18 protein-coding genes are annotated in these 20,791 nt (G+C 64.3%); 12 read left to right on the plus strand and 6 right to left on the minus strand.

Going from position 1 to position 20,791, the window contains the following annotated elements:
- Nucleotides 1-570, plus strand: coding sequence for a chemotaxis protein CheB (locus AC3CBN_RS00995; protein ID WP_488634971.1), 570 nt, complete (start codon nucleotides 1-3; stop codon nucleotides 568-570).
- Nucleotides 567-1,568 (plus strand): diguanylate cyclase domain-containing protein, encoded by a 1,002-nt coding sequence (locus tag AC3CBN_RS01000; RefSeq protein ID WP_488634972.1) that lies wholly within the window; start codon nucleotides 567-569, stop codon nucleotides 1,566-1,568. Before AC3CBN_RS00995 ends, AC3CBN_RS01000 begins: the two co-directional genes overlap by 4 nt.
- Nucleotides 1,569-1,579: 11 nt before the next feature.
- On the opposite strand, the gene AC3CBN_RS01005 is transcribed toward AC3CBN_RS01000, so the two are convergent.
- From AC3CBN_RS01005 to AC3CBN_RS01015, 3 genes are read right to left on the minus strand one after another with little or no spacing between them, the layout of a single operon-like run.
- Nucleotides 1,580-2,050, minus strand: a complete 471-nt coding sequence (locus AC3CBN_RS01005) for a hotdog fold domain-containing protein (RefSeq protein ID WP_488634973.1) — start codon at nucleotides 2,048-2,050, stop codon at nucleotides 1,580-1,582.
- A 58-nt stretch (nucleotides 2,051-2,108) separates the two neighbouring features.
- Nucleotides 2,109-4,580 (minus strand): acyl-CoA dehydrogenase, encoded by a 2,472-nt coding sequence (locus tag AC3CBN_RS01010; protein WP_488634974.1) that lies wholly within the window; start codon nucleotides 4,578-4,580, stop codon nucleotides 2,109-2,111.
- Nucleotides 4,581-4,617: 37 nt separating this feature from the next.
- Nucleotides 4,618-5,508: an alpha/beta fold hydrolase gene (locus AC3CBN_RS01015; protein WP_488634975.1), complete on the minus strand. Its 891-nt coding sequence runs from the start codon at nucleotides 5,506-5,508 to the stop codon at nucleotides 4,618-4,620.
- A gap of 122 nt (nucleotides 5,509-5,630) precedes the next feature.
- Between AC3CBN_RS01015 and AC3CBN_RS01020 the strand changes: the two genes are divergently transcribed.
- From AC3CBN_RS01020 to AC3CBN_RS01040, 5 genes are all read left to right on the plus strand, one after another.
- Nucleotides 5,631-6,209, plus strand: a complete 579-nt coding sequence (locus tag AC3CBN_RS01020; RefSeq protein WP_488634976.1) for a TetR/AcrR family transcriptional regulator — start codon at nucleotides 5,631-5,633, stop codon at nucleotides 6,207-6,209.
- A gap of 243 nt (nucleotides 6,210-6,452) precedes the next feature.
- Nucleotides 6,453-8,234 carry a phosphoenolpyruvate carboxykinase (GTP) gene (locus AC3CBN_RS01025; RefSeq protein WP_488634977.1) on the plus strand — a complete coding sequence of 594 codons (1,782 nt, stop codon included), beginning with the start codon at nucleotides 6,453-6,455 and terminating at the stop codon, nucleotides 8,232-8,234.
- Nucleotides 8,235-8,365: 131 nt separating this feature from the next.
- Entirely contained in the window at nucleotides 8,366-8,914 is a 549-nt protein-coding gene (locus AC3CBN_RS01030) for an RNA polymerase sigma factor (protein ID WP_488634978.1), read from the plus strand.
- Nucleotides 8,911-9,354, plus strand: coding sequence for a hypothetical protein (locus AC3CBN_RS01035; protein ID WP_488634979.1), 444 nt, complete (start codon nucleotides 8,911-8,913; stop codon nucleotides 9,352-9,354). Before AC3CBN_RS01030 ends, AC3CBN_RS01035 begins: the two co-directional genes overlap by 4 nt.
- A 19-nt stretch (nucleotides 9,355-9,373) precedes the next feature.
- A complete protein-coding gene (locus AC3CBN_RS01040) occupies nucleotides 9,374-10,276 on the plus strand; it encodes a DUF4097 family beta strand repeat-containing protein (protein WP_488634980.1) in 903 nt (300 codons plus the stop codon).
- A 78-nt stretch (nucleotides 10,277-10,354) separates the two neighbouring features.
- Here the strand turns inward: AC3CBN_RS01040 and AC3CBN_RS01045 are convergent, their stop codons facing one another.
- Nucleotides 10,355-11,260, minus strand: a complete 906-nt coding sequence (locus AC3CBN_RS01045) for a hypothetical protein (RefSeq protein ID WP_488634981.1) — start codon at nucleotides 11,258-11,260, stop codon at nucleotides 10,355-10,357.
- A gap of 264 nt (nucleotides 11,261-11,524) precedes the next feature.
- On the opposite strand from AC3CBN_RS01045, the gene AC3CBN_RS01050 reads away from it, so the two are divergent.
- Entirely contained in the window at nucleotides 11,525-14,425 is a 2,901-nt protein-coding gene (locus tag AC3CBN_RS01050) for a bifunctional diguanylate cyclase/phosphodiesterase (RefSeq protein ID WP_488634982.1), read from the plus strand.
- Between the two features lie 39 nt (nucleotides 14,426-14,464).
- Here the strand turns inward: AC3CBN_RS01050 and hslO are convergent, their stop codons facing one another.
- Nucleotides 14,465-15,325: an Hsp33 family molecular chaperone HslO gene (gene hslO / locus AC3CBN_RS01055; protein ID WP_488634983.1), complete on the minus strand. Its 861-nt coding sequence runs from the start codon at nucleotides 15,323-15,325 to the stop codon at nucleotides 14,465-14,467.
- A gap of 160 nt (nucleotides 15,326-15,485) precedes the next feature.
- Between hslO and mtgA the strand changes: the two genes are divergently transcribed.
- From mtgA to AC3CBN_RS01070, 3 genes are all read left to right on the plus strand, one after another.
- A complete protein-coding gene (gene mtgA, locus AC3CBN_RS01060) occupies nucleotides 15,486-16,226 on the plus strand; it encodes a monofunctional biosynthetic peptidoglycan transglycosylase (RefSeq protein ID WP_488634984.1) in 741 nt (246 codons plus the stop codon).
- 66 nt (nucleotides 16,227-16,292) lie between these two features.
- Complete coding sequence (locus tag AC3CBN_RS01065; RefSeq protein ID WP_488634985.1) at nucleotides 16,293-17,246, plus strand: glycosyltransferase family 2 protein; 954 nt, start codon at nucleotides 16,293-16,295, stop codon at nucleotides 17,244-17,246.
- A 113-nt stretch (nucleotides 17,247-17,359) separates the two neighbouring features.
- Nucleotides 17,360-17,788 carry a CBS domain-containing protein gene (locus AC3CBN_RS01070; RefSeq protein ID WP_488634986.1) on the plus strand — a complete coding sequence of 143 codons (429 nt, stop codon included), beginning with the start codon at nucleotides 17,360-17,362 and terminating at the stop codon, nucleotides 17,786-17,788.
- A 1-nt stretch (nucleotide 17,789) separates the two neighbouring features.
- Here AC3CBN_RS01070 and AC3CBN_RS01075 read toward each other — a convergent pair whose 3' ends face one another.
- On the minus strand, nucleotides 17,790-19,160 hold the full coding sequence (locus AC3CBN_RS01075) for an NTP/NDP exchange transporter (RefSeq protein ID WP_488634987.1): 1,371 nt from the start codon (nucleotides 19,158-19,160) through the stop codon (nucleotides 17,790-17,792).
- Nucleotides 19,161-19,178: 18 nt separating this feature from the next.
- Between AC3CBN_RS01075 and AC3CBN_RS01080 the strand changes: the two genes are divergently transcribed.
- Nucleotides 19,179-20,777, plus strand: a complete 1,599-nt coding sequence (locus AC3CBN_RS01080) for a GMC family oxidoreductase (RefSeq protein ID WP_488634988.1) — start codon at nucleotides 19,179-19,181, stop codon at nucleotides 20,775-20,777.
- Nucleotides 20,778-20,791: the final 14 nt, after the last annotated feature.

Consider the following 20,791-nt stretch of genomic DNA (forward strand, 5'->3'; position numbering starts at 1 on the left):
ATGGACGCGCCAGAGGCCATCGTCATTGGTTGTTCGGCCGGCGGATTGACCGCGCTGGAAGTTCTGCTTGCCGGTCTCGATCCCGCCTTGTCACAGTCGATCGTTGTTTGCTGTCACACCGGCTCGCCTACGGTCGACCTGTTATGCGAATTGCTTGCCCATCACGCCACGCTTCCGGTCATGGAAGCACGCGAACGGGCGCCGCTGCAGAGTGGCGTTATCCATGTGGCACCGAGTGGTTATCACCTGCTCGTGGAAACCAGCCGACGTTTCTCGCTGTCGGTCGACGAGCGAGTGAGTTTCGCCCGGCCCTCTATTGATGTCCTGTTCGACTCGGCTGCCGAGGCATATCGCGACGCACTGATCGGCGTCGTGCTCACCGGCGCCAACCGCGACGGCGCCGAAGGGCTGGAGCGCATTCGCCAGAACGGCGGCCTGGCGATTGTGCAGGACCCATCCGATGCCGAGGCCGCCACCATGCCAGCGGCCGCCCTCGAACTCGCCGGGGCCGATCATTGCCTTGCGCTCACTGCCATTGCACCGCTGCTCAATAAACTTTGCCTTTCATGACTATGTCCGCTCCCAAGATCCTTGTCGTCGACGACACCCCGGCCAACCTCGTGGCCATGCGCCACCTGCTGGCCGGCAGCGGCGCGCAGCTATACGAGGCCGGCAGCGGCAATGCAGCGCTTGCGCTATGCCTGGATCACGAATTCGCCTTGATCCTGCTCGACGTGAACATGCCGGAGATGGACGGATTCGAAGTGGCGGCCTTGCTTGGCGAAGCCGAGCAGTTGCGCGAGACGCCGATCATCTTTGTCACCGCCGCCTACGCCGATGACATCAACCGTCTGCGCGGCTATCGCTTCGGTGCTGTCGACTACATCGCCAAGCCCATCAACGACGTGATCCTGCAATCCAAGGTGCGCGTCTTCCTCGAGCTGTACCTCGCACGCGCGCAACTGAAGGCTGCCCTCGCCTCGCTCTCCGAACGCAATGACCAGCTCAGCGCCGAGATCGGGGAACGCAAGCGTATCGAGGCGCGGATCCGTCACCAGGCCACGCACGACATGCTCACCGGCCTGCCCAACCGCACGCTGTTCCACGACCGCCTGCTTACTGCCATCCTGCGTGTGCCGCGTCACGGACCGGGCTTTGCGCTGGCGCTGCTGGACATCGACGGCTTCAAGGCAGTGAACGACAACCACGGTCACCCGGCGGGCGATGCGCTGCTGCAGGCGATTGCCGTGCGGCTGGGCGAACAGGTGCGTGCCAACGACACGGTGGCACGCCTGGGCGGGGACGAGTTTGCATTGATCGTGGAAGACATCGGCAGCGAGGCAGCGCTGCTCGATCGCTGCAACCAGATATGCGTCGCGCTGGCACGTCCCTATGGTCTCGATGGCCGCCACGGATCGTTCGATGCGCACGTGAGCGCCAGCATCGGCATTGCCATGTGGCGTGGCGACGAGGACAGCGATGAGGAGTTGATTCAGGCCGCCGACCGCGCGCTCTACAAGGCCAAGGGTCGCGGCAAGAATCGCTGCGAGATGGCTACGTCACCGTAGCCGCAGGCCACTCAGCTTCGGCTGCGTGGCGACACCCACATGTCAATGCGGGCGCGGAAGACTTCTTCGCCACTGTCGTTGCGCACGCTGACCGCCACCGGCCACGCGTAGCCGCTCGATGCTTCCACGGCATCGCCCACTGGCGCGGCCACGGCGTGCATGGTGCCTTTGGCCTTTGCCAGGTATTCCACCGTCATGCCTTTGGGGATCCAGCGCATGCTGGAAGGAATCGTCACGTCAGTCATCATGCCGGCAGTGAGTTCGGCCATGTTGCACAACGCGATCGCATGCACGGTGCCGATATGGTTGTGCACGCGGCGCCGATCCCGGATATCCACCGCACAACGCCCTGGCTCCAGCGTGACGAACGTCGGCCTGATCGTGGCGAAATAAGGCGCTTTGAAGCAGATCAGACGCCCGTACAGCCAACGCCCACCCGGCAAGGAAACCAGTCGACGGTAGAGCGATAGCGCCTGACTCATGGCAAACCTCCCGTGTGGGCGGAGCATTCGCTCCGCCCTTGCCGCATGACGATGGAACTCAGGCCGCGTCGGCCAGCTTCTTGTTGCGATCTGCGCGGGTCACCGCTGCGCGCAGTTCGGACGGATCGAAATCGTCCACCGAGATGAACTCGAACACGCCCTCGCGCACGCGCTTGAGCAACTCGTATTCGGCTGGGGTGATCACGCCAGACTGCATCGCCTCGACGAGCTGGCCGTTGTAATCGTGCGACTTGAACTGGCCGGCTTTTTGCGCCTTGCCGAACTTGCGCTCCACCGGCTCAGCGGCGATCACGTCGGGCAGCAGCGCGTTCATGCGGCCGACGGTGTTGTTGGCCGTCGGCGTGAGATACACCCACTCGGTAAGGCGATCGCGCGCTTCACCCGGTGCCGTGATCAACGCAGCCACACGACGACCCAGGCGGTCGGACGGCGGCACCTCGCGACGGCCCAGCGGGAACACCAGCGCTCGCAGCAACCACGACACCGGACGCACCGGGAAGTTGCGGATCGCACCATCCAGCGCCATCTGCATGCGCCACACACACTCGTGGAATGCCCAGGCCAGCAGCGGACGATCCGCTTCCGGACGACCGGTGTCTTCGTAGCGCTTGAGCATCGCGCTGGCAATGTACAGATAGCTCAGCACATCGCCCAGTCGCGCCGACAGCTTCTCCTTGAACTTCAGCTTGCCGCCCAGCACACCCATGAAGGTGTCGGCGCACAACGCCAGCGCGGCGGAATAGCGGTTGAGCTTGCGGTAGTAGCGGCGCGTATACGCATCACCTGCGGTCTCGCCAAAGCGCGAACCGGTCAGGCCAAACGTGAAGCTGCGAACGGCGTTGGAAATGCCGAAGCCGATATGGCCAAACAGCGCGCGATCGAACGTGCGCAGGCGGTCGCCGTAGTCGGCGATCGACAGCGCCTGCATTTCCTTCAGCACGTAAGGATGGCAGCGGATGGCACCCTGGCCGAAAATCATCAGGCTGCGCGTCATGATGTTCGCGCCTTCCACCGTGATGGCGATCGGCACACCCTGCCACGAACGGCCGGCGTAATTCTTCGGACCCAACTGCACGGCCTTGCCACCATGCACATCCATCGCGTCACCAGCGATCACGCGCCCCCATTCGGTTGCGTGGTATTTGGCGATCGCCGACGGCACCGCCGGCTTCTCGCCGCGATCCACCGCCGCTGCCGTGGCACGCGACAGCGCAGCCGTGGCGTAGGTCAGACCGCCGATGCGGGCGAGCGCTTCTTCCACGCCCTCGAAGCGGGCGACGGAGAGACCGAACTGCTTGCGCATGCGCGCGTAAGCGCCAGTAGCAGCCACCGCGGCGCGCACACCACCGGTTGCATTGGATGGCAGCGAAATCGCGCGACCCACCGACAGGCATTCCACCAGCATGCGCCAGCCATGGCCGGCCATGTGCGGGCCACCGATCAGCACCGACAGCGGCACAAACACGTCCTTGCCATGCAGCGGGCCGTTCTGGAACGGCACGTTCAACGGGAAGTGGCGACGGCCGATCTCCAGGCCCGGTGTCGAACGCGGCAGCAGCGCCAGCGTGATGCCGAGGTCTTCCTTGTCGCCCAGCAACTTTTCGGGGTCATACAAACGGAAGGCCAAACCCACCACCGTCGCGATCGGCGCCAGCGTGATGTAGCGCTTGTCGAAGGTGAGCTTCATGCCCAGCGTCTCGACGCCATCGACCATCTGCTTGCAGACGATGCCGAAGTCGGTGATCGAGGTGGCGTCAGAACCGGCATACGGACCGGTGAGCGCGAAACACGGAATTTCGTCGCCGATAGCAAGGCGCGGCAGGTAATGATTCTTCTGCTCGTCGCTGCCGTAGTGCAGCAGCAGCTCAGCCGGACCGAGCGAGTTGGGCACCGCGACGGTCGAGGCCACGGTGGCCGACATCGTCGCCAGCTTCTGCAGCACCGCCGAATGCGCCAGAGCCGAGAAACCCAAGCCGCCGTACTGCTTCGGGATGATCATGCCGAAGAACTTGTGCTTCTTGATGAAAGCCCAGACGTCCGGCGGCAGATCAGCCAGCTCGTGGGTGATCTGCCAGTCATCGATCATGCCGCAGAGCTCTTCCACCGGGCCGTCCATGAAGGCTTGCTCTTCCACGCTCAGCTCGGGCTTGGGCTGCTTGAGCAGCTCATGCCAGTCCGGCTTGCCGGAGAACAACTCGCCCTCGAAACCCACCGTGCCCGCTTCCAGCGCGGTCTGCTCGGTCTCGGAGAGCTTGGGCGTCACCTTGGCGAACATCTTCAGCAGCGGCGCGGTGATCTGCTTGCGGCGGAAACCGTCCATCAGCAACGGCACGGCAATGGCCAGTTCGATCACCAGCAGAATGAACATCGTCACGGGCGCGCCCACGATCAGGCCGACCACGACGGTGGTGATCACCGTAGCGATCACCCAGGTACGCAGGCTGCTGCGATGGTAGGCACAGGCGCCGGTGGCAATGAGCGCCGCCAGCAGAGTCAGGATCACGGACATCAGAACACCTCGTTACGGATGACGACTGGTCTTACGTTCATACGGCGACCGCATCGCTGCGGTCGGCACTGGAAATCTTGTCTACGAATCGTGCGATTTCGCGGGTGAATGCGTCGTTGGCGTCGCCGGCCACCATGTGTGTGGCACGCGGCAATTCCACATGTTCGGCATGCGGCACCAGTTGCAGGAATTCGTTGACGGTATCGCGCGACACCACGTCGCTGCGGCCGCCCGAGAGCAGCAGCACCGGCACTTGCACCTTGGCGGCGGCGGCCATCAGGCGCGGCTGGTAGCGTTCGCTCTCGGTGACCACACCACCGAGCAGCGCGGGATCCCAGTGCCAGCGCAAGCGGCCATCATCGCCTTCGCGCAGTAGCGGACGCAGCTGGTCTTCGGTCTTGCGCTCCGCGCGGTGGGGCAGATAGGCGGCAATCTCCTCGCCCGCTTCCTCGTAGCTGGCAAAGCCATCCGGATGCGCCTGCATGAAGGCCAGGATGCGTTCGACACCGCGGGTCTCCCAGCGTGGCGTGATGTCCACCAACACCAGGGCACGGAACGCCTCCGGGTCGATCTCGCCGGCAATCACCAGCGCCAGCAGCCCGCCCATCGAAGCACCCACCAGGATCGGCTTGCGCAGCTCGGCGTGAGCCAGCAGGCGCAGATCACCGACGAACTGTTCCATGTGGTAATCGCCGCCGGGCACGCGATCGCTTTCGCCATGACCTCGGCTGTCGAACGTGACGCAGCGATAGCCCTGTGCCGCCAGCGCCGCAGCCGTGCCGCGCCAGGCGCCGCGGGTCTGGCCGAAGCCGTGGGCAAACAGCAGTGTCGGGGCGCCTGACGGATGACGCACCTCGACCGCAAGCTCCAAACCATCGGCGGCTGTAACGCGGGCGATGGTCTTTTCAATCGGGGATGTGGATACCATACGCGTGAGTATGGATCGCGGCAAACGGCCACGTCAATATGCGCTGCCGCATCCAGCCCGCCGATTCAACGACTTGCCACCGCGCCAATTACAAACCCGCCGACTGGGGCTACCATACGGGTATGAATGCAAGCGCCAAACCCGAACGCACCCGCCTTTCCGCCGAGGATTGGGAAGACGCCGCCCTCAGGCTGATCGCCGAGCAAGGCGTCGGCGCCCTGGCCGTGGAGGCTCTGGCACGCCAGCTCGGCGTCACCAAGGGCAGTTTCTACTGGCATTTCCGTACCCGCGAAGCGCTGCTGCAGGCGGCCCTGGAACGGTGGGAGCAGTACGGTGAGCGCGAGGTCATCGCGCAGATCGAATCCATGCCCGATCCGCGCGCCCGTTTGCCGGAACTGTTCCGCCGCGTGGCGCACGAGCTTGCCCCACACCGCGTCTACGCCGCCTTGCTCAAGGCGCTGGACCATCCGCAGGTAGTGCCAGTGATGGCCCGCGTCTCGCAACGGCGTCTGGAATTCCTCACCAACATCTACCGCGAAGCCGGCCTGCCGGCAGAAGAGGCGCTCAATCGCGCGCGCCTCACCTACGCTGCTTATGTGGGCTTCCTGCAGCTCAACTTCACGCTGGGCTTGCCGCGCATCAGCCACGACGAGTTCGACGCCTATGTCGAGCACATGATCAGGACACTCACGCCGGCCTGAGCATTCCTGCACACCGGCCTTGCCAAGCTGACCCTATCGAACAGCGCCGACTATCGGCGCTGTCGTTTTTTTGACCATTGAGAGCTGAGCCGGGGTGTCGGCGAAATCGGTGCTAACCCTAGGCCAGACCTACGGTTTACCTACCATCATGTAGGCGCAATGCTGCACTCCGCCTTGCAATGCCACTACACGCAAACTACCGTTTCTGTTCTTTTTTGCACTAAGACCAGAGTGAGGAACGTGATGTCGAGCAAGCTGGAAGCGCTGCAGCGCTGGGTTGACGAAGTGGCGGTCCTGACCCGCCCTGCGCAGATCCACTGGTGCGATGGCACGGATGCCGAATACCAGCAGCTGGTGCAGCAGATGCTGCAGACCGGCGACCTGATCGAGCTCAACCAGCAGACCCATCCGGGCTGCTACCTGCACCGCTCGAACTCCTCTGACGTGGCCCGCGTCGAACACCTCACCTTCGTCTGCACCGACGACCAGGAAGACGCCGGCCCGAACAACCATTGGATGGCCCCGGCCGAGGCGCACGCCAAGATGGACGCGCTGTTCGATGGCTGCATGGAAGGCCGCACCATGTACGTGATCCCTTATTGCATGGGCCCGATCGACTCGCCGCTGGCCCGCTGCGGCATCGAGATCACCGACAGCCCATATGTGGTGGCGAACATGCGCACCATGACTCGCATGGGCGCCGCCGCACAGGCGCGCATCGAGCGCGAGGGCACCTTCGTGAAGGGCCTGCACTCCACCGGCGAGCTGGACCCGGAACGCCGCTTCATCATGCATTTCCCCGAGGAGCTGACCATCAAGTCGTACGGCTCCGGCTACGGCGGCAACGCGCTGCTGGGCAAGAAGTGCCATGCGCTGCGCATCGCAAGCTGGCAGGCCAAGTCCGAAGGCTGGCTGGCCGAGCACATGCTGATCGTCGGCATCGAAAACCCGAAGGGCGAAACGCACTACGTCGCTGCTGCGTTCCCCTCCGCCTGCGGCAAGACCAACCTGGCCATGCTGATTCCACCGAAGGGCTATCAGCGCGACGGCTGGAAGGTGTGGACCGTGGGCGACGATATTTGCTGGATGCGCCCAGGGGCGGATGGACGTCTATACGCCATCAACCCGGAAGCCGGCTTCTTCGGCGTGGCACCCGGTACCAGCACATCGACCAACCCGAACGCACTTGCCAGCATCGCGCGTGACACCATCTTCACCAACGTCGCCGTCACCGCCGACAACCAACCCTGGTGGGAAGGTCTGCCGGGCACACCTGTCACCGACTGGCAGGGCCGCCCTTACGACCCGGCCAATGGCCCGGCTGCCCATCCGAACTCGCGCTTCACCGTCAGCGCAAAGCAGTGCCCGACCTGGTCGCCGCATGCTGAGGACGCGCAGGGCGTGCCGATCAGCGCCATCGTGTTCGGCGGTCGCCGCCCTTCGCTGGTGCCGCTGGTATTCGAGGCGCGGAACTGGACGCACGGCGTGCTGATTGGCGCCGCGATGGGTTCGGAAACCACCGCCGCCGCCACCGGCGCCGTGGGCGTGATGCGCCGCGACTCCATGGCGATGAAACCGTTCACCGGTTACCACTACGGCGACTACTTCCGTCACTGGCTGTCGTTCGACCAGACCAACGCGAAGCTGCCGAAGATCTTCCACGTCAACTGGTTCCGCAAGGGCGATGACGGCAGCTTCCTGTGGCCGGGCTTTGGCGACAACCTGCGCGTACTGGAATGGATGATCGACCGCGTCGAAGGCCGCGCCCGCGGCAACGAGACGCCGATCGGCACGCTGCCCGCCGAAGGTGAGTTGAAGCTTGATGATCTCGGCCTCCATCGCGCCACGATCGATGCGTTGCTGGATGTCGACCACGCCAGCTGGACCACCGAGCTGGCCGCCATCGGCGAGTACCTGCAGAGCTTCGGTGCGCGCCTGCCCCAGCAGCTGCACGCCGAGCAACAACGCGTTGCCAAGGCGCTGGACGATGCCGCGGTAGCACAGCACGCCGCCATCGCTTCCTGATCCACTGCGCTTCACCGACCGCAGCGAGCGGTCGGTGAAGCGTCTTGCAACACCCTTTTCTAAACCTTGCCACGCGCGGGCGCATCCAAGCTGGCAAGATGAATGCCGCCTGCCCCGCCACCGGAAACTCGATGCCACCTGCGCCCGCCGCGGATCCGACCGACACGGACGACGTGCGCGCCGCGGCCGCGGGTGATCGGCAAGCGTTTCATCGGCTGTATCGGCTGCATATAGATCGCGTCTACGGTGCGGTTTATCGCCTCGCCGGCTACGACCACGCCCGTGCCGAAGACCTCACGCAGGACGCATTCGTGCGCGCCTGGCAGAAACTCGCCGGATTCCGCGGCGAAAGCGCGTTCGGTACCTGGCTGTACCGGCTGGCGGTGAACGTCGCGCTGATGGACATCAGGGCGCGCGGTGCCGATCCAGTCAGCATGATGGACGAGGACAACATCCCGGATCGCGGCGAAACGCCCTTCTGCGCCGCCGAACGCGAAGAACTGGAACGCGCCATTGGCAAGCTGCCCCCCAGGGCGCGCGCGGTATTTGTATTGCACGACATCGAAGGCTGGCGGCACGAAGAAATCGGTGCCGAGCTTGGTATGGCAGTGGGCTCGTCCAAAGCGCAGTTGCATCGCGCGCGCGGGCTACTGCGGAAAGTATTGGGAGAACGCTCATGAACGAATTTGAATGGCTACGCCAGACCCGCGCCCTGCGCGAACCGATCTCACCACGCCGCGACCTGTGGCCCGAGCTCGACACTGCGCTCGATGCCGCCAGCGAAGAAACCACCCCAGTCGTGCGGCGTCATTCGCGTGGCCATCGTGAGTGGCTGATCGCGGCGAGTTTCGCCGGCCTCTCGCTGTTCGCCGGCAGCCTCGCGGTGCACCTGCGCGAGCGCCCGGTCGCCACGGCCACGGTGGTAGTCGCACCGGATGCCGGCCGCTGGCGTCCCTCCGATCCGCGCCTGGCCGGTGCCGCCGTGGAACTCGACGCCGCCAACATGGAACTGCGCCAGGCCATGGAACAGTCCCCCGACTCACCAGCACTGCAACGACTGCTATATCGCACGCAAAAGCAACAGTCGCAATTGCGACAGATGGAACACCAGGCTGGTTGAGTCCAGCGGAGCCTTCATCATGAAAACCGCACGCATCATTCCACTCCTGCTCAGCCTGTCGATCGGCCAGGCACTGGCCGATACGCCCATCAATCTCAGTCACGATGCCGCTCCCAACGTGCGCGTCAACATCAGCAACGTGAAGGGCGCGGTCACGATCACCGCCTGGGATCGCAATCAGGTACAGGTCGGCGGCCACCTCGGCGATGGCGCCAAGCCGTTGGCCATCGAGGGCAGCAACAGCGACATGACGATCAAGGTGGAATCGCAGGGCAAGTCCGGCTGGTTCAACTGGAACAACGAAAACTCGATGGGCTCCACCACGCTGGACATTCGCGTACCCAAGGGTGCCTCGCTGGATGTCGATGTGGTGAGCGCACCGCTCAGCATCGATGGCATCGAGGGCGGCAAGATCAAGGCGAACACCGTCAGCGGCAAGGCGCGCGTGAACGCGCGCGCGCCGACTATCGATGTGGAAAGCGTCAGCGGCAGCATCGAGCTGGCCGGCAGTGCCGACAAGGTATCGCTGCAAACGGTGAGCGGCGACATCCTCGCCCCCAACGTGGGCGGCGACGCCGAACTGCAGACCGTGTCCGGACGCATCCATGTGAGCGGCGGACCGTGGCGCAAGCTCAGCCTCAGCACCGTCTCCGGCGACGTTCAGCTGGCCGGCGGCCTTGCACCCAACGGCAACTTCGATGTCGACAGCATGAGCGGCGACGTGCAGGTGCAGCTTCCCGCCAATCTCTCCGCCACGATTCACGCCAACACTTTCAGCGGTGACCTGCGCAGCGATTTCGGCACCGTGAAGAAAGTGGAGCACGGGCCGGGTAGCGAACTGCAAGCCACGGCGGGCGCGGGTAACGGCAAAATGAGCATTGAAACGTTCAGCGGTGATCTGCGCATTCGCCGGCAGGACTGAAGATCTGCCGGCACCAACGAAAAACGCCGGGATTGACCCGGCGTTTTGCTGTCTGCGCCCCCGGAAGGGCTGCGCGAATCAGAGATCCTGGTGGTACTGCACATACGGCGTGCGGGACTGGTCCGGTTCGGGGCCGGTCGGTGTATTCACGCTGTTGCCGGACGACCAGAGGTTCTGCGCGCCGATGCTCAACTGGCCCTGCCACGGCAGGCGCCAGGTGACGCCCAGATCGATGCTGCTCCAGCGGCGATCCGGGTTGTAGCCAGGAACGCCGGCCTCGGGCTGCATGGTGCGACCGACGATACTGCCACTGAGCGGGCCACGGTCCACGCCAAAGCTCACAGCCTTCTGATCGAGCGTATTGACGCCAAGCAGATTGCCCGGCAACAAGCGCACCCGGCCCACGCTGGCACCGAGATCAATGCCGCTCTTGCCATCCAGTGCCAACCGACCCCGCGCGTTGACCTGCGTGCTGCCGTCGAAACCGGACAGGCCATTCACACCCGGCAGGACGCCAGGCAAAAGACGCGGCAGATTCACGTTGCCCGGCACGTTGTCGGCACCCACACTCAGCCCCAGGCTGTAGCGCCCTGCACTGTACGTGGCGCCCACTTCACTGCCGATCACCCGCGGCGCCTGGTTGTTCGCCCAGTTATGTTCGCTGACGCCGACATGCGCCTGCAGATTCGGGCCAAGCCCGTACTGGAAGTCGGTGGACTGCACCGTGGCAGCGTCCAGCGCGCGGAACTGCAAGGGCGCATCGGCGCGCTGCGCGGCAGTCAGCGTATCGCTGTTGGCCTGCAGTGCCAGCCATCGGCCATTTGCACCGCGCCACAGCGCCACCGATGAACCGGTGCCGACCTGATCCTGCGTCTGTGCAAGCAAGCGATTACCCGCTGCATCGTACGGGTCATTGGCCGCAGACTGCCCTGCCGCAACAAACGGCATGAACAGCAATGGCAATGACAACAGTAAACGACGCATCTACGCGAAAACTCCCGCGATACCGGTGGACGGGTAGGAAGTCGCCCCCTCCCAGAGACGATCTTGGCTTAAAGATATCACATTTTACTTTTTGCTAACACCCAGATTCTGCCTTTGTGATGCGCGTCCGGATTCGCGAAATCACGTTTTTTTGACATGCACAGGGGGCCATCGGTTCCCTCAAATCAATCGGCCGGCGACAAAGCTGAATGGAGGCGATATATAGTCGCCTCTGTCGACAACGCACGGATCCGCCTGCGACTGATGACTTCGGTCCCCTCCAGCAAAACGCCAACACCGTGGCCAGCAGACGGCAACGTTGCCGCCATGCATGCCACCGTGGAGCGTCTGTTCCGCGCGGCAGATGCTGCCAGCGTGCTGGAGATCTGCGAGGCAATGCTTGTCGAGCTGGGAGTTCGTGGGCGCCTCCACTGGCGTCTGCTGGGCGACCCGGAGCAGGTCCGTGAGAACTACCTGCAGCTGGAGCTGGCCGAGGATCCGCAGGGGCTTCGCTCGCTCATTCTGGACTTGCCGACCGACGCCGCCTCTGAATCGCTGAAGGATCATCTGGCGTGGCTGGGCCGCCTCGCGGCGTCACGACTTCGGCAACTGGCCGAAACCTCGCGGCTGTACGAGGCGATCTCACGGCTGGCGCTGGCCGAACGGTTGCAGCGCGCGCTCTACGCCATCGCCGACCAGGCCGGCGCCGAACACAACATGACCGAGATGATGCACTCGCTGCACGCCATTCTCGGCAGCCTGATGTACGCGGAAAATTTCTATATCGCGCTGTACGACCCGGCGACCGATGCGGTGCGCTTTCCGTACTACGTCGACACCATGGACAAGGATCCGCCCTCGCCCGACGCGGCGGTGCCGCTGCAGGAGATGCGCCACAGCCTTACCTGGAACCTGCTGCAGTGCGGCCAGGCCATCATGGGCTCGGTGGCTGAGCTGACAGAGCAGTTCAAGGGGCGCTTCGTGCTGCTGGGTCCGGTGTGTGAGCACTGGCTCGGCGTGCCCCTGTTGCGCGAAGGCCGCGTCGTGGGCGGCATCGTGATGCAGAGCTATCGCGAGGACACTCACTACACCCAGCACGACCGCGAACTGCTCAGTTACGTGGCCAAGCACGTACAGACCGCGCTGGAGCGACGCGAGGCGCATGAGGAACTGGAACGGCGCGTGTCCAGCCGCACCGCCGCGCTGCGCGAGGCCAATCGTGTGCTGCGCCAGCAGGTGCTGCAGCGCCAGCGCGGCGAGCGGCTACAAGCGGCACTGTTTCGCATCGCCGAGCTGGCCAACGCCTCCGAAAGCCTGGATAACTTCTACGCCGCGGTGCATCGCGTGATCGGCGGCCTGTTGTATGCACGCAATTTCTACATCGCGCTGCTGGACGAAGAACAGAAGACCCTCAGCTTCCCCTACTCCGTTGACGAGTTCGACACCGTGCGGCTGCCACGCGCGCACGGTCGTGGCGTCACGGAGTACGTGTTGCGCCATGGCAAACCGTTGCTGGCCGACCCGGATGAGCTGGATCGTCTGACGCGCGAAGGTGAGATCACGCATCGTGGTTCGCGCTCGGTGTGCTGGCTTGGCGTGCCGCTGATCTGGGGTGATCGCGCCATGGGCGTGCTGGCGGTGCAGAGCTATTCGCCCGAGCACACCTACGACGTGCGCGATCAGGAGCTGTTGACCTTCGTCGGCTACCACGTGGCCAACGCCCTGCAACGCAAGCACACCACCGAATCTTTGAAGCAGGCTTATGCAAGCCTGGAGCGCCGTGTCACCGAGCGTACCCGTGCATTGGCGTTGGCCAACCGTGACCTGCGCGAGCAGATCGCCGAGCGTGAGCGCGTGGAGCGTCGCCTCAAGTACGAAACCCTGCACGACTCGCTCACCGGCCTGCCCAATCGCACGCTGCTGCTGCAGCGTCTGGAGCAGGCGCTGCAGCGCTATCACAGCGACACGCAGGAACTGTTCGCCGTGCTGTTCATCGACCTTGACCGTTTCAAGGTCATCAACGATTCGGTGGGCCATCTTGTCGGTGATGATCTCCTGTTCCAGGTGGGCGGCCGCATCCGTGCGTGCCTCAAGACGCGTGACGTGGTGGCGCGCCTGGGCGGTGACGAGTTCGCTGTGCTGGCCGAAGGCATCACTGATCCGAAGATGGCGCTGCTGATTGCCGAACGGATCATCGACGAACTGCAGACTCCCTTCCGTCTCGGCGCCAAGGAGATCTTCACCTCGGCCTCCATCGGCATCGCCTTGCCTAGCCCGCATTACCAGCGGCCGGAAGAGTTGCTGCGGGACGCCGATGCGGCGATGTATCGCGCGAAAGATGAGGGCCGCCATCGTGCCGCCGTATTCGACGATCGCCTGCGCCGCGAGGCGCTGTCATTGCTGGAGATGGAAGGCGATCTGCGCCGCGCGCTGAGTCGCAACGAATTTGTGCCGTTCTACCAACCCATCGTGGCGTTGCAGAGCGGTCGCACCGTGGGTTACGAGGCGCTGTTGCGCTGGCGCCATCCCGACCGCGGCCTGCTCACGCCAGCGGATTTCCTGGCAGTGGCGGAGGAAAGCGGCTGCTCGGAAAGCATCGACTGGCAGATCTTCGACCAGGTCTGCGCGCAGGCCGAGGCACTGGCAGGCAATGAGGGCTTCGTCAGCATCAATGTCTCGGGCCGGCACTTCCGCTCCACCGACCTGGACCGCCGTCTGCTCGACCTGCTCCAGGCCCATCACCTGCCACCACGCTGCCTGCGCATCGAGGTGACGGAACGCGCGCTGCTGGAGAACGCCATGCAGGTCAAGCGCATGCTCGACAACCTGCGCTCGCACGGTGTGAGCATCGCGCTGGACGATTTCGGCACGGGCTACTCGTCATTGAGTTACCTGCATCAGTACCCGATCGAGACACTGAAAATTGACCGCTCCTTCATCGTGGAGCTGCCGCGGGAAGGTGGGCACGGCACTGCGGTGGTGCGAGCGATCCAGGCGCTGGCCAACTCGCTGCAAATGCAGGTAATTGCCGAAGGTATCGAAGACGAGGAGCAGCGTCAGGCCCTGCTGCGCATCGGCTGCCGCTACGGCCAGGGCTTCCTGTTTGCGACGCCGAAGATGGCCGAGGTATGGCTGCAGCGCGAGCACAACTTCGCGCTGCCCTGAAACGATGCGGCCCGCACTAAGCGGGCCGCATGCGATGGCTTACTGCGCCGTGGTCGGCGCGCTCGCACCCGGGCTGGCACTGAGCAGATGCTCGGCGTCGACGCGGTCGAATGTGTAGCGTTGCGCACAGAACTCGCAGATCACCTCGATTTCACCTTCGCGAGCTTCCAGCGCGGCCTCCACTTCGTCACGCCCAAGCGAGCGCAACACGGATTCCACGCGTTCGCGCGTGCAACTGCAGCCGAACGCCAGCGGACGAGGCTCAAACAGCCGTACCGACTCTTCGTGATACAGGCGATAGAGCAGCTGCTCAGGTGAAGTGGAAAGCAGCTCCTGCTGGCCAAGCGTCGCGGTGAGGTGCTGGATGCGCGTCCATGCATCCTCGTCCTGTGCCGCATCGAAGCCGCCCTCGTCAGGCATTTTCTGCAGCATCAGGCCTACCGCATGCTCGCCGTCCGCCGCCAGCACGATGCGCGCCGGCAGCTGCTCGGACTGGCTGAAGTAGTTCTCCAGCGCGGACGCCACATCTGGATGCTGCAGATCGACCAGGCCCTGGTAACGCTGGCCTCGCTCGGCGTGACCGATGGTGATGGCCATGATGGCATTGGGTAGCGCAGCCAGATCCAACGTTTCGGGCAGCGGGTCGGTCCAGCGCGCCAGGCCACGCAGGCGGCCCTGGTCGGTGCATTCGCCAAACAGCAGGCGCAGCGGCCCGCCGCTCTTCAATTCCACCGAAAGCGAACCTTCCAGCTTGATGTTGCCGGTCAACAGTGCGCTGGCGGCCAGGGTCTGGCCCAGCACCGAACGCAACAACCCCGGGTACGCCGAGCGGCCCGAAACTTCGCGCCAGGCCGGCCCCAGGCGGACCAGCACGCCTCGCACGCCGGCGCGTTCAAGCATGAATCGGTGCAACACATCTTCGACAAGCACGGTTTCCACAGCGCGAGACCTCTCAAGAGCAATTCCCCTAAGTGGGGGCGCCCTGGCCGGGGCTCAACGACCGCCGGCGCGGCGGGTGGGCAGGCTCTTATACTGCCGCCAACTCCGTCTACGCGCCGCCATGACCTCTCGACGCCCGCTGTTCGCCCGCCTGCTCCGCCTGTTTGCCCTGCTATTGGTGTCGTGGCTGGCCCTGAGCTGGCTACTCGTGCTGATGCTGCGTTTCGTGCCGCCCTGGACCTCGGCGGTGATGATGGAGCGCCAGACCGGCGCGCTACTGCGTGGCGAGAAAGGTTTCCGGCTGCAGCACCGCTGGGTGCCGTGGAACCAGGTGTCGCCTTATGTGCCAATGGCGATGGTGGCGGGCGAGGACCAGAAGTTTCCCTTTCATCACGGCTTCGACTTCGACTCCATCCAGGACGCCGTGGACGCTGCCGACGAAGGCCGGCGTCTGCGTGGCGCCAGCACGATCAGCCAGCAGACCGCCAAGAACCTGTTCCTGTGGAACGGGCGCAGCTTTGTGCGCAAGGGGCTGGAAGCGTACTTCACCGTGCTGATCGAACTGACCTGGCCCAAGCAGCGCATCCTTGAGGTGTACATGAACATCGCCGAGCTGGGCGATGGCATCTACGGCGTGGGCGCCGCCAGTGATGCGTTCTTCCATGGGCCGCCGTCGCGGCTTGGCCCGGCGCAGGCGGCGCGGCTGGCGGCGGTGCTGCCCAGCCCTCGGCGTTTCCATGCCGATCGCCCCACGGCCTATGTGCAGGGCCGTGCCAACTGGATCCAGCAACAGATGGCCCAATTGGGCGGCCCTGGCTATCTGCAGAGCAACCGGCCGCCGCGAGAGACGCGTCGAAGGTGATGCTCGCCCGTTGGTGGGCGGGTGCACTAGCATGCGGCTACTTCCAGGGGATTATCCGCGCCGCTCATGTCACGCCTAACCGTCGTCGTGCCCGCGTATAACGAAGCGGCCGTGCTGGAAACGTTTCACGCCAGGCTCCGTCGCGTGCTCGACGAGCTGCCGCTGGACTGCGGCGTGCTGTACATCGACGACGGCAGCAGCGACGACACCTGGCGGCTCATTGAAGACCTGGCCGCGCGTGACCCGCGTATCGGTGCCCTGAAGCTTTCGCGCAATTTCGGCAAGGAGGCTGCCTTGACGGCCGGGCTCGACCATGTCGACGCCGATGCGGCCGTGGTGATCGACGCCGACCTGCAGGACCCGCCCGAACTGATTCCCTCCCTGGTGGAGCAATGGCGCGCAGGCTTCGATGTGGTCTACGCCACGCGTACCGCGCGCGCCGGCGAGACCGTCTTCAAGCGTCTCACCGCCGCCATGTTCTACCGCGGCATGGAGCGCCTGTCGGACACCACCGTGCCACGCGATACCGGTGACTTTCGACTGCTGTCGCGACGCGCACTGGACGCGCTACGCCAGCTGCGAGAGCGCCAGCGTTTCATGAAAGGTCTGTTCGCCTGGATCGGCTACCGGCAAACCGCCGTGTACTACCTGCGCGAACCACGCCAGGCCGGCCGCACCAAGTGGAACTACTGGCGCCTGCTGAACCTGGCCATCGAAGGCATCACCTCGTTCTCCACCGCACCGCTGCGGCTGGCCACCTGGATTGGCATCCTGTCGTCGCTGCTGGCGTTCCTGTACGGGCTGTGGGTGTTCGGCAAGGCGGCACTGTTCGGCGATCCGGTGCATGGCTATCCGTCGCTGATGGTGGCGATCCTGTTTCTGGGCGGCGTGCAATTGCTGGCGCTGGGTGTCATCGGTGAGTACCTCGGCCGCAGTTATGCCGAGAGCAAGCAGCGACCGCTTTACTTCATCGAAGAAGAGCGGCTCCCGCACGCGCGGCCCGGAGATGGGCGCTGGTAGGCAGGACACGCTCATCCTCGTTGTCTGCTTCACATCCCCCCAACATCACGCCGCCGCCGCGGCGCTAAACTGGTCGCCTGCGGCTCATCCGCGGCCGCGTGGGAGGTCAAAGCATGCGCCAGGTCAAGCATTTGCTGGAAAGCAAGGGCACCGACATCTTCAGCATCGCACCGGACGCGCCCGTACTCGAAGCGATCAAGCACATGGCAGAGCGCCGCGTTGGCGCGCTGCTGGTGATGCGCGGCGAACGACTCGTAGGCATCGTTTCCGAGCGTGACTACGCTCGCAAGGTGATCCTGCAGGGCCGCTCTTCGGCGCAGACCGCGGTCTCGGAAATCATGAGTAGCCCACCACTCACCGTAGGACCGGACACCGATGTGTTCGACTGCATGCGCCTGTGCACCGACAGCCGCATCCGCCACTTGCCGGTGGTCACTGACGAGCGCGTGGTCGGCGTCATCTCGATCGGTGACCTGGTCAAGGAAGTGATCGACGCCCAGGCCGAGCAGATCGAACAGCTGCAGCGGTACATCACCAGCTGATTCAGGCCTCGGCCGCCTTTGTGCGAGCTGTGTCCGCCGTCACGGCCTGCTGCTCCGGCAGCAGGTCCGGCGAGCGGCCGGCATGCGCCGCCACCCAGGTGGCCACCACGGAAATGCCGGCACCGATTGCCGCCATGCCGCTAGCAACCACACCCAGCTTGCCCAGCAAGCTGACGCCGCTGGTGACTAGTACGTCGCCGAAACGCCAGATGGCCGTCTCCACAAAATTCTTGCCTTTGTAGCGCGTCTCGCGTGGCACGCGGGTGTACAGCGCGTCCACCGCAGGTTTGGTCATGCCATAGGCGAAGCCGCGAGAGCTAATCATCATCACCGCCAACAGCGGGACGCTCGCACCGAGTCCGAACGGCCCCACTCCGAACATGGTCACAGCCAACAGCAAGACCAGATTCACCAGTGCGGGGATCACCAACGCCCAGGTCGAGCCACGTCGTATCAGCAGCCAGCGCGTTGCTGTCAATTGCAGCGCTGCGACAAGGATGTTGGTGTACTTGTCCATATCGCTAAAAAACCGCACCCGCGCCACTGCATCGGGGTAATGCAGCTTGGTGTAGTCCGCCATCAACGCGTAGGCCAGCGTGCCGATCCCGTCCCCCAGGATCATCAGAACTGCCATGTAGCGCAGAAAAGGGCGCGTCCACAGTTCCTTGACACCGGCCCATACCGAACCACCAATGACTTCTTCAGGTCGCGCGCCCGCCCCGGTGTTATCAGCCCGCGCGGAAAGAAACAGCAGAAGCCCCAGCGCGATCAGCAACGCCGTAGCCGAAAGTACCAACAGTGATGGGATGCCAATCATCCCGACGAGGTCCTTGGTCATCTGCGACCCGACGATGGTGCCGAACGCTCCGCCAAGGGCAATCATCGGGAATAGACGACGTGCCCTCTCGCTGTCAAAGATGTCCGCCATGACGCTCCAGAACAGCGACACCACGAACAGGTTGAACACGCTGACCCAAACATAGAAAGCAATGCCCAGATTGCGGGCACCGATACGATCCTGGGCAGCGAACAGCGGTACGAATGCCAACAGACACAGCGCAAAAAAGCTGTAGCTCCAGCTCAATAGGCGCTTGCGTGAATACCGCGATACAAGTGCACTGAACGCCAGCGTTGCCAGCAACACGCCAATAAGCACGGCGGAATAGATAAGCGGTAAAGCAGTCGATCCGGTAGCACCACCGAGCTGGTCGCGCACAGGTCGAATGATGTAATAGGCCATCATCACGAAGAAGAAAGCCGCTGCCGACAGGATCGAGGCGAGGCCTGCGTTCGCTGTGACGGGTCGGGAGACGTTCACTGGTATTTCCAGCATGGGCTTCGAACAGACTAGCATGACGGTCATGACGGTCATGGACAGGGGCGAACGCGAGTGAGCTACGACACCATCATTGTTGGCGCCGGTTCGGCCGGCTGCGTCCTCGCCAACCGACTCAGCGCGCAACCCAACAGGCGCGTGCTGTTACTCGAGGCCGGGCCCAGCGACTGGAATCCGCTGATCCACATGCCAGCGGGTATTGCGCGGCTGGCCAACATCCGCCATCTCAACTGGAACTACCGCACCGAGCCGGAGCCTCAACTGCTCAACCGAACCTTATGGTGGCCACGCGGCAAAACTCTGGGCGGCTCCAGTTCGATCAATGCCATGTGCTACGTGCGCGGCGTGCCCGGCGACTACGACAGTTGGGCGCGCGCCACCGGCGATGCGCGCTGGTCATGGGCGCAGGTGCTGCCCTGGTTTATTCGCAGTGAGGACAACAGCCGTGGCGCCAGCGCGCTGCACGGCGTGGGTGGTCCGTTGAGTGTGAGTGACCTGCGATATCACAACGAGCTGTCGGCGGTTTTCGTCGAGGCGGCGGCGAGTGCAGGTCATCCGCTCAACGATGATTTCAACGGAGCGCACCACGACGGTTTCGGCCTGTACCAGGTAACCCAGCGCCAGGGCGCGCGCTGCTCCACCGCCGTGGCCTACCTGCAACCCGCGCGACAGCGGGCTAACCTGGAGGTGCGCACCAGGGCCGCCGTCGCGCGTGTGGTCATCCGCAACGGTCGCGCCGTGGGCGTGCAATTGCAGGGCAGCGATGCCACGCTGGAAGCCGGCGAAGTGATCCTTGCCGGCGGCGCGATCAATACACCGCAATTGCTGATGCTCTCGGGCGTCGGTCCCGCCGATCATCTGCGCGAACACGGCATCTTGGTGCACGCCGACCTGCCCGAAGTAGGTGCCAACCTGCAGGATCATCTGGACATCTGCACGCTCGACGGCAGCACGCAGAAGGTCACCTATGACCATCTCAACGAGCTCGCCGCAGGCCGGCGTTTCCTGCGTCACCGCGATGGACCCGGCAGCTCCAACGTCGCCGAGGCAGGCGGCTTCGTGCGCAGCCGGCTGGCCACGGACGAGCGTTGCGACTTGCAGTTCCACTTCGTGCCTGCGCTGCTGGACGATCACGGCCGCCATCGCTTGCCGGGGTATGGCTATACGGTGCACGCGTGCTACCTGCATCCACACAGTCGCGGGCATCTGAAACTGCGCTCGGCCGACCCGGCACAATCCATCGCCATCCATGCCAACTATCTCGCCGATGCCGAGGGGCATGACCTGCAGCGCATGATCGAAGGCGCGCGGCTTTCGCGCGAGATCCTCTCGCAGACGGCGTTTGCCGCGTATCGCGGGGCGCCGGTCTTTCCCGAGCGCGCATTGAGCACCGATGCGGAATACACGGATTTCATCCGCCGCAAAGCCGAAACGATCTATCACCCCGTGGGAACTTGCCGCATGGGTAACGACGCAGGCGCGCCTCTGGACAGTGAACTGCGTGTACGCGGCGTGGAAGGCCTGCGCGTGGTGGACGCATCGGTGATGCCGAGCCTTCCCACCGGCAACACCAACGCGCCCGTCATCATGATTGCCGAGCGTGCCAGCGCCTTGATCCTGAACGAAACTTTGGACGGTCCCGCGCTGTCATAGTGCCCTGCAGGACA

The sequence above is a fragment of the Dyella sp. OK584 genome, assembly GCF_057787755.1.

Excerpts from the sequence above, each read along its gene's own strand:
- AC3CBN_RS01010 (WP_488634974.1), bottom strand. The coding sequence starts at position 4,580 with ATGTCCGTGATCCTGACTCTGCTGGCGGCGCTCATTGCCACCGGCGCC.
- AC3CBN_RS01030 (WP_488634978.1), top strand. The coding sequence starts at position 8,366 with ATGCCACCTGCGCCCGCCGCGGATCCGACCGACACGGACGACGTGCGC.
- mtgA (WP_488634984.1), top strand. The coding sequence starts at position 15,486 with ATGACCTCTCGACGCCCGCTGTTCGCCCGCCTGCTCCGCCTGTTTGCC.
- AC3CBN_RS01015 (WP_488634975.1), bottom strand. The coding sequence starts at position 5,508 with ATGGTATCCACATCCCCGATTGAAAAGACCATCGCCCGCGTTACAGCC.
- AC3CBN_RS01025 (WP_488634977.1), top strand. The coding sequence starts at position 6,453 with ATGTCGAGCAAGCTGGAAGCGCTGCAGCGCTGGGTTGACGAAGTGGCG.
- AC3CBN_RS01020 (WP_488634976.1), top strand. The coding sequence starts at position 5,631 with ATGAATGCAAGCGCCAAACCCGAACGCACCCGCCTTTCCGCCGAGGAT.
- AC3CBN_RS01045 (WP_488634981.1), bottom strand. The coding sequence starts at position 11,260 with ATGCGTCGTTTACTGTTGTCATTGCCATTGCTGTTCATGCCGTTTGTT.
- AC3CBN_RS01070 (WP_488634986.1), top strand. The coding sequence starts at position 17,360 with ATGCGCCAGGTCAAGCATTTGCTGGAAAGCAAGGGCACCGACATCTTC.
- AC3CBN_RS00995 (WP_488634971.1), top strand. The coding sequence starts at position 1 with ATGGACGCGCCAGAGGCCATCGTCATTGGTTGTTCGGCCGGCGGATTG.
- AC3CBN_RS01005 (WP_488634973.1), bottom strand. The coding sequence starts at position 2,050 with ATGAGTCAGGCGCTATCGCTCTACCGTCGACTGGTTTCCTTGCCGGGT.
- AC3CBN_RS01040 (WP_488634980.1), top strand. The coding sequence starts at position 9,374 with ATGAAAACCGCACGCATCATTCCACTCCTGCTCAGCCTGTCGATCGGC.
- AC3CBN_RS01075 (WP_488634987.1), bottom strand. The coding sequence starts at position 19,160 with ATGACCGTCATGACCGTCATGCTAGTCTGTTCGAAGCCCATGCTGGAA.
- hslO (WP_488634983.1), bottom strand. The coding sequence starts at position 15,325 with ATGCTTGAACGCGCCGGCGTGCGAGGCGTGCTGGTCCGCCTGGGGCCG.
- AC3CBN_RS01050 (WP_488634982.1), top strand. The coding sequence starts at position 11,525 with ATGACTTCGGTCCCCTCCAGCAAAACGCCAACACCGTGGCCAGCAGAC.
- AC3CBN_RS01035 (WP_488634979.1), top strand. The coding sequence starts at position 8,911 with ATGAACGAATTTGAATGGCTACGCCAGACCCGCGCCCTGCGCGAACCG.
- AC3CBN_RS01000 (WP_488634972.1), top strand. The coding sequence starts at position 567 with ATGACTATGTCCGCTCCCAAGATCCTTGTCGTCGACGACACCCCGGCC.
- AC3CBN_RS01065 (WP_488634985.1), top strand. The coding sequence starts at position 16,293 with ATGTCACGCCTAACCGTCGTCGTGCCCGCGTATAACGAAGCGGCCGTG.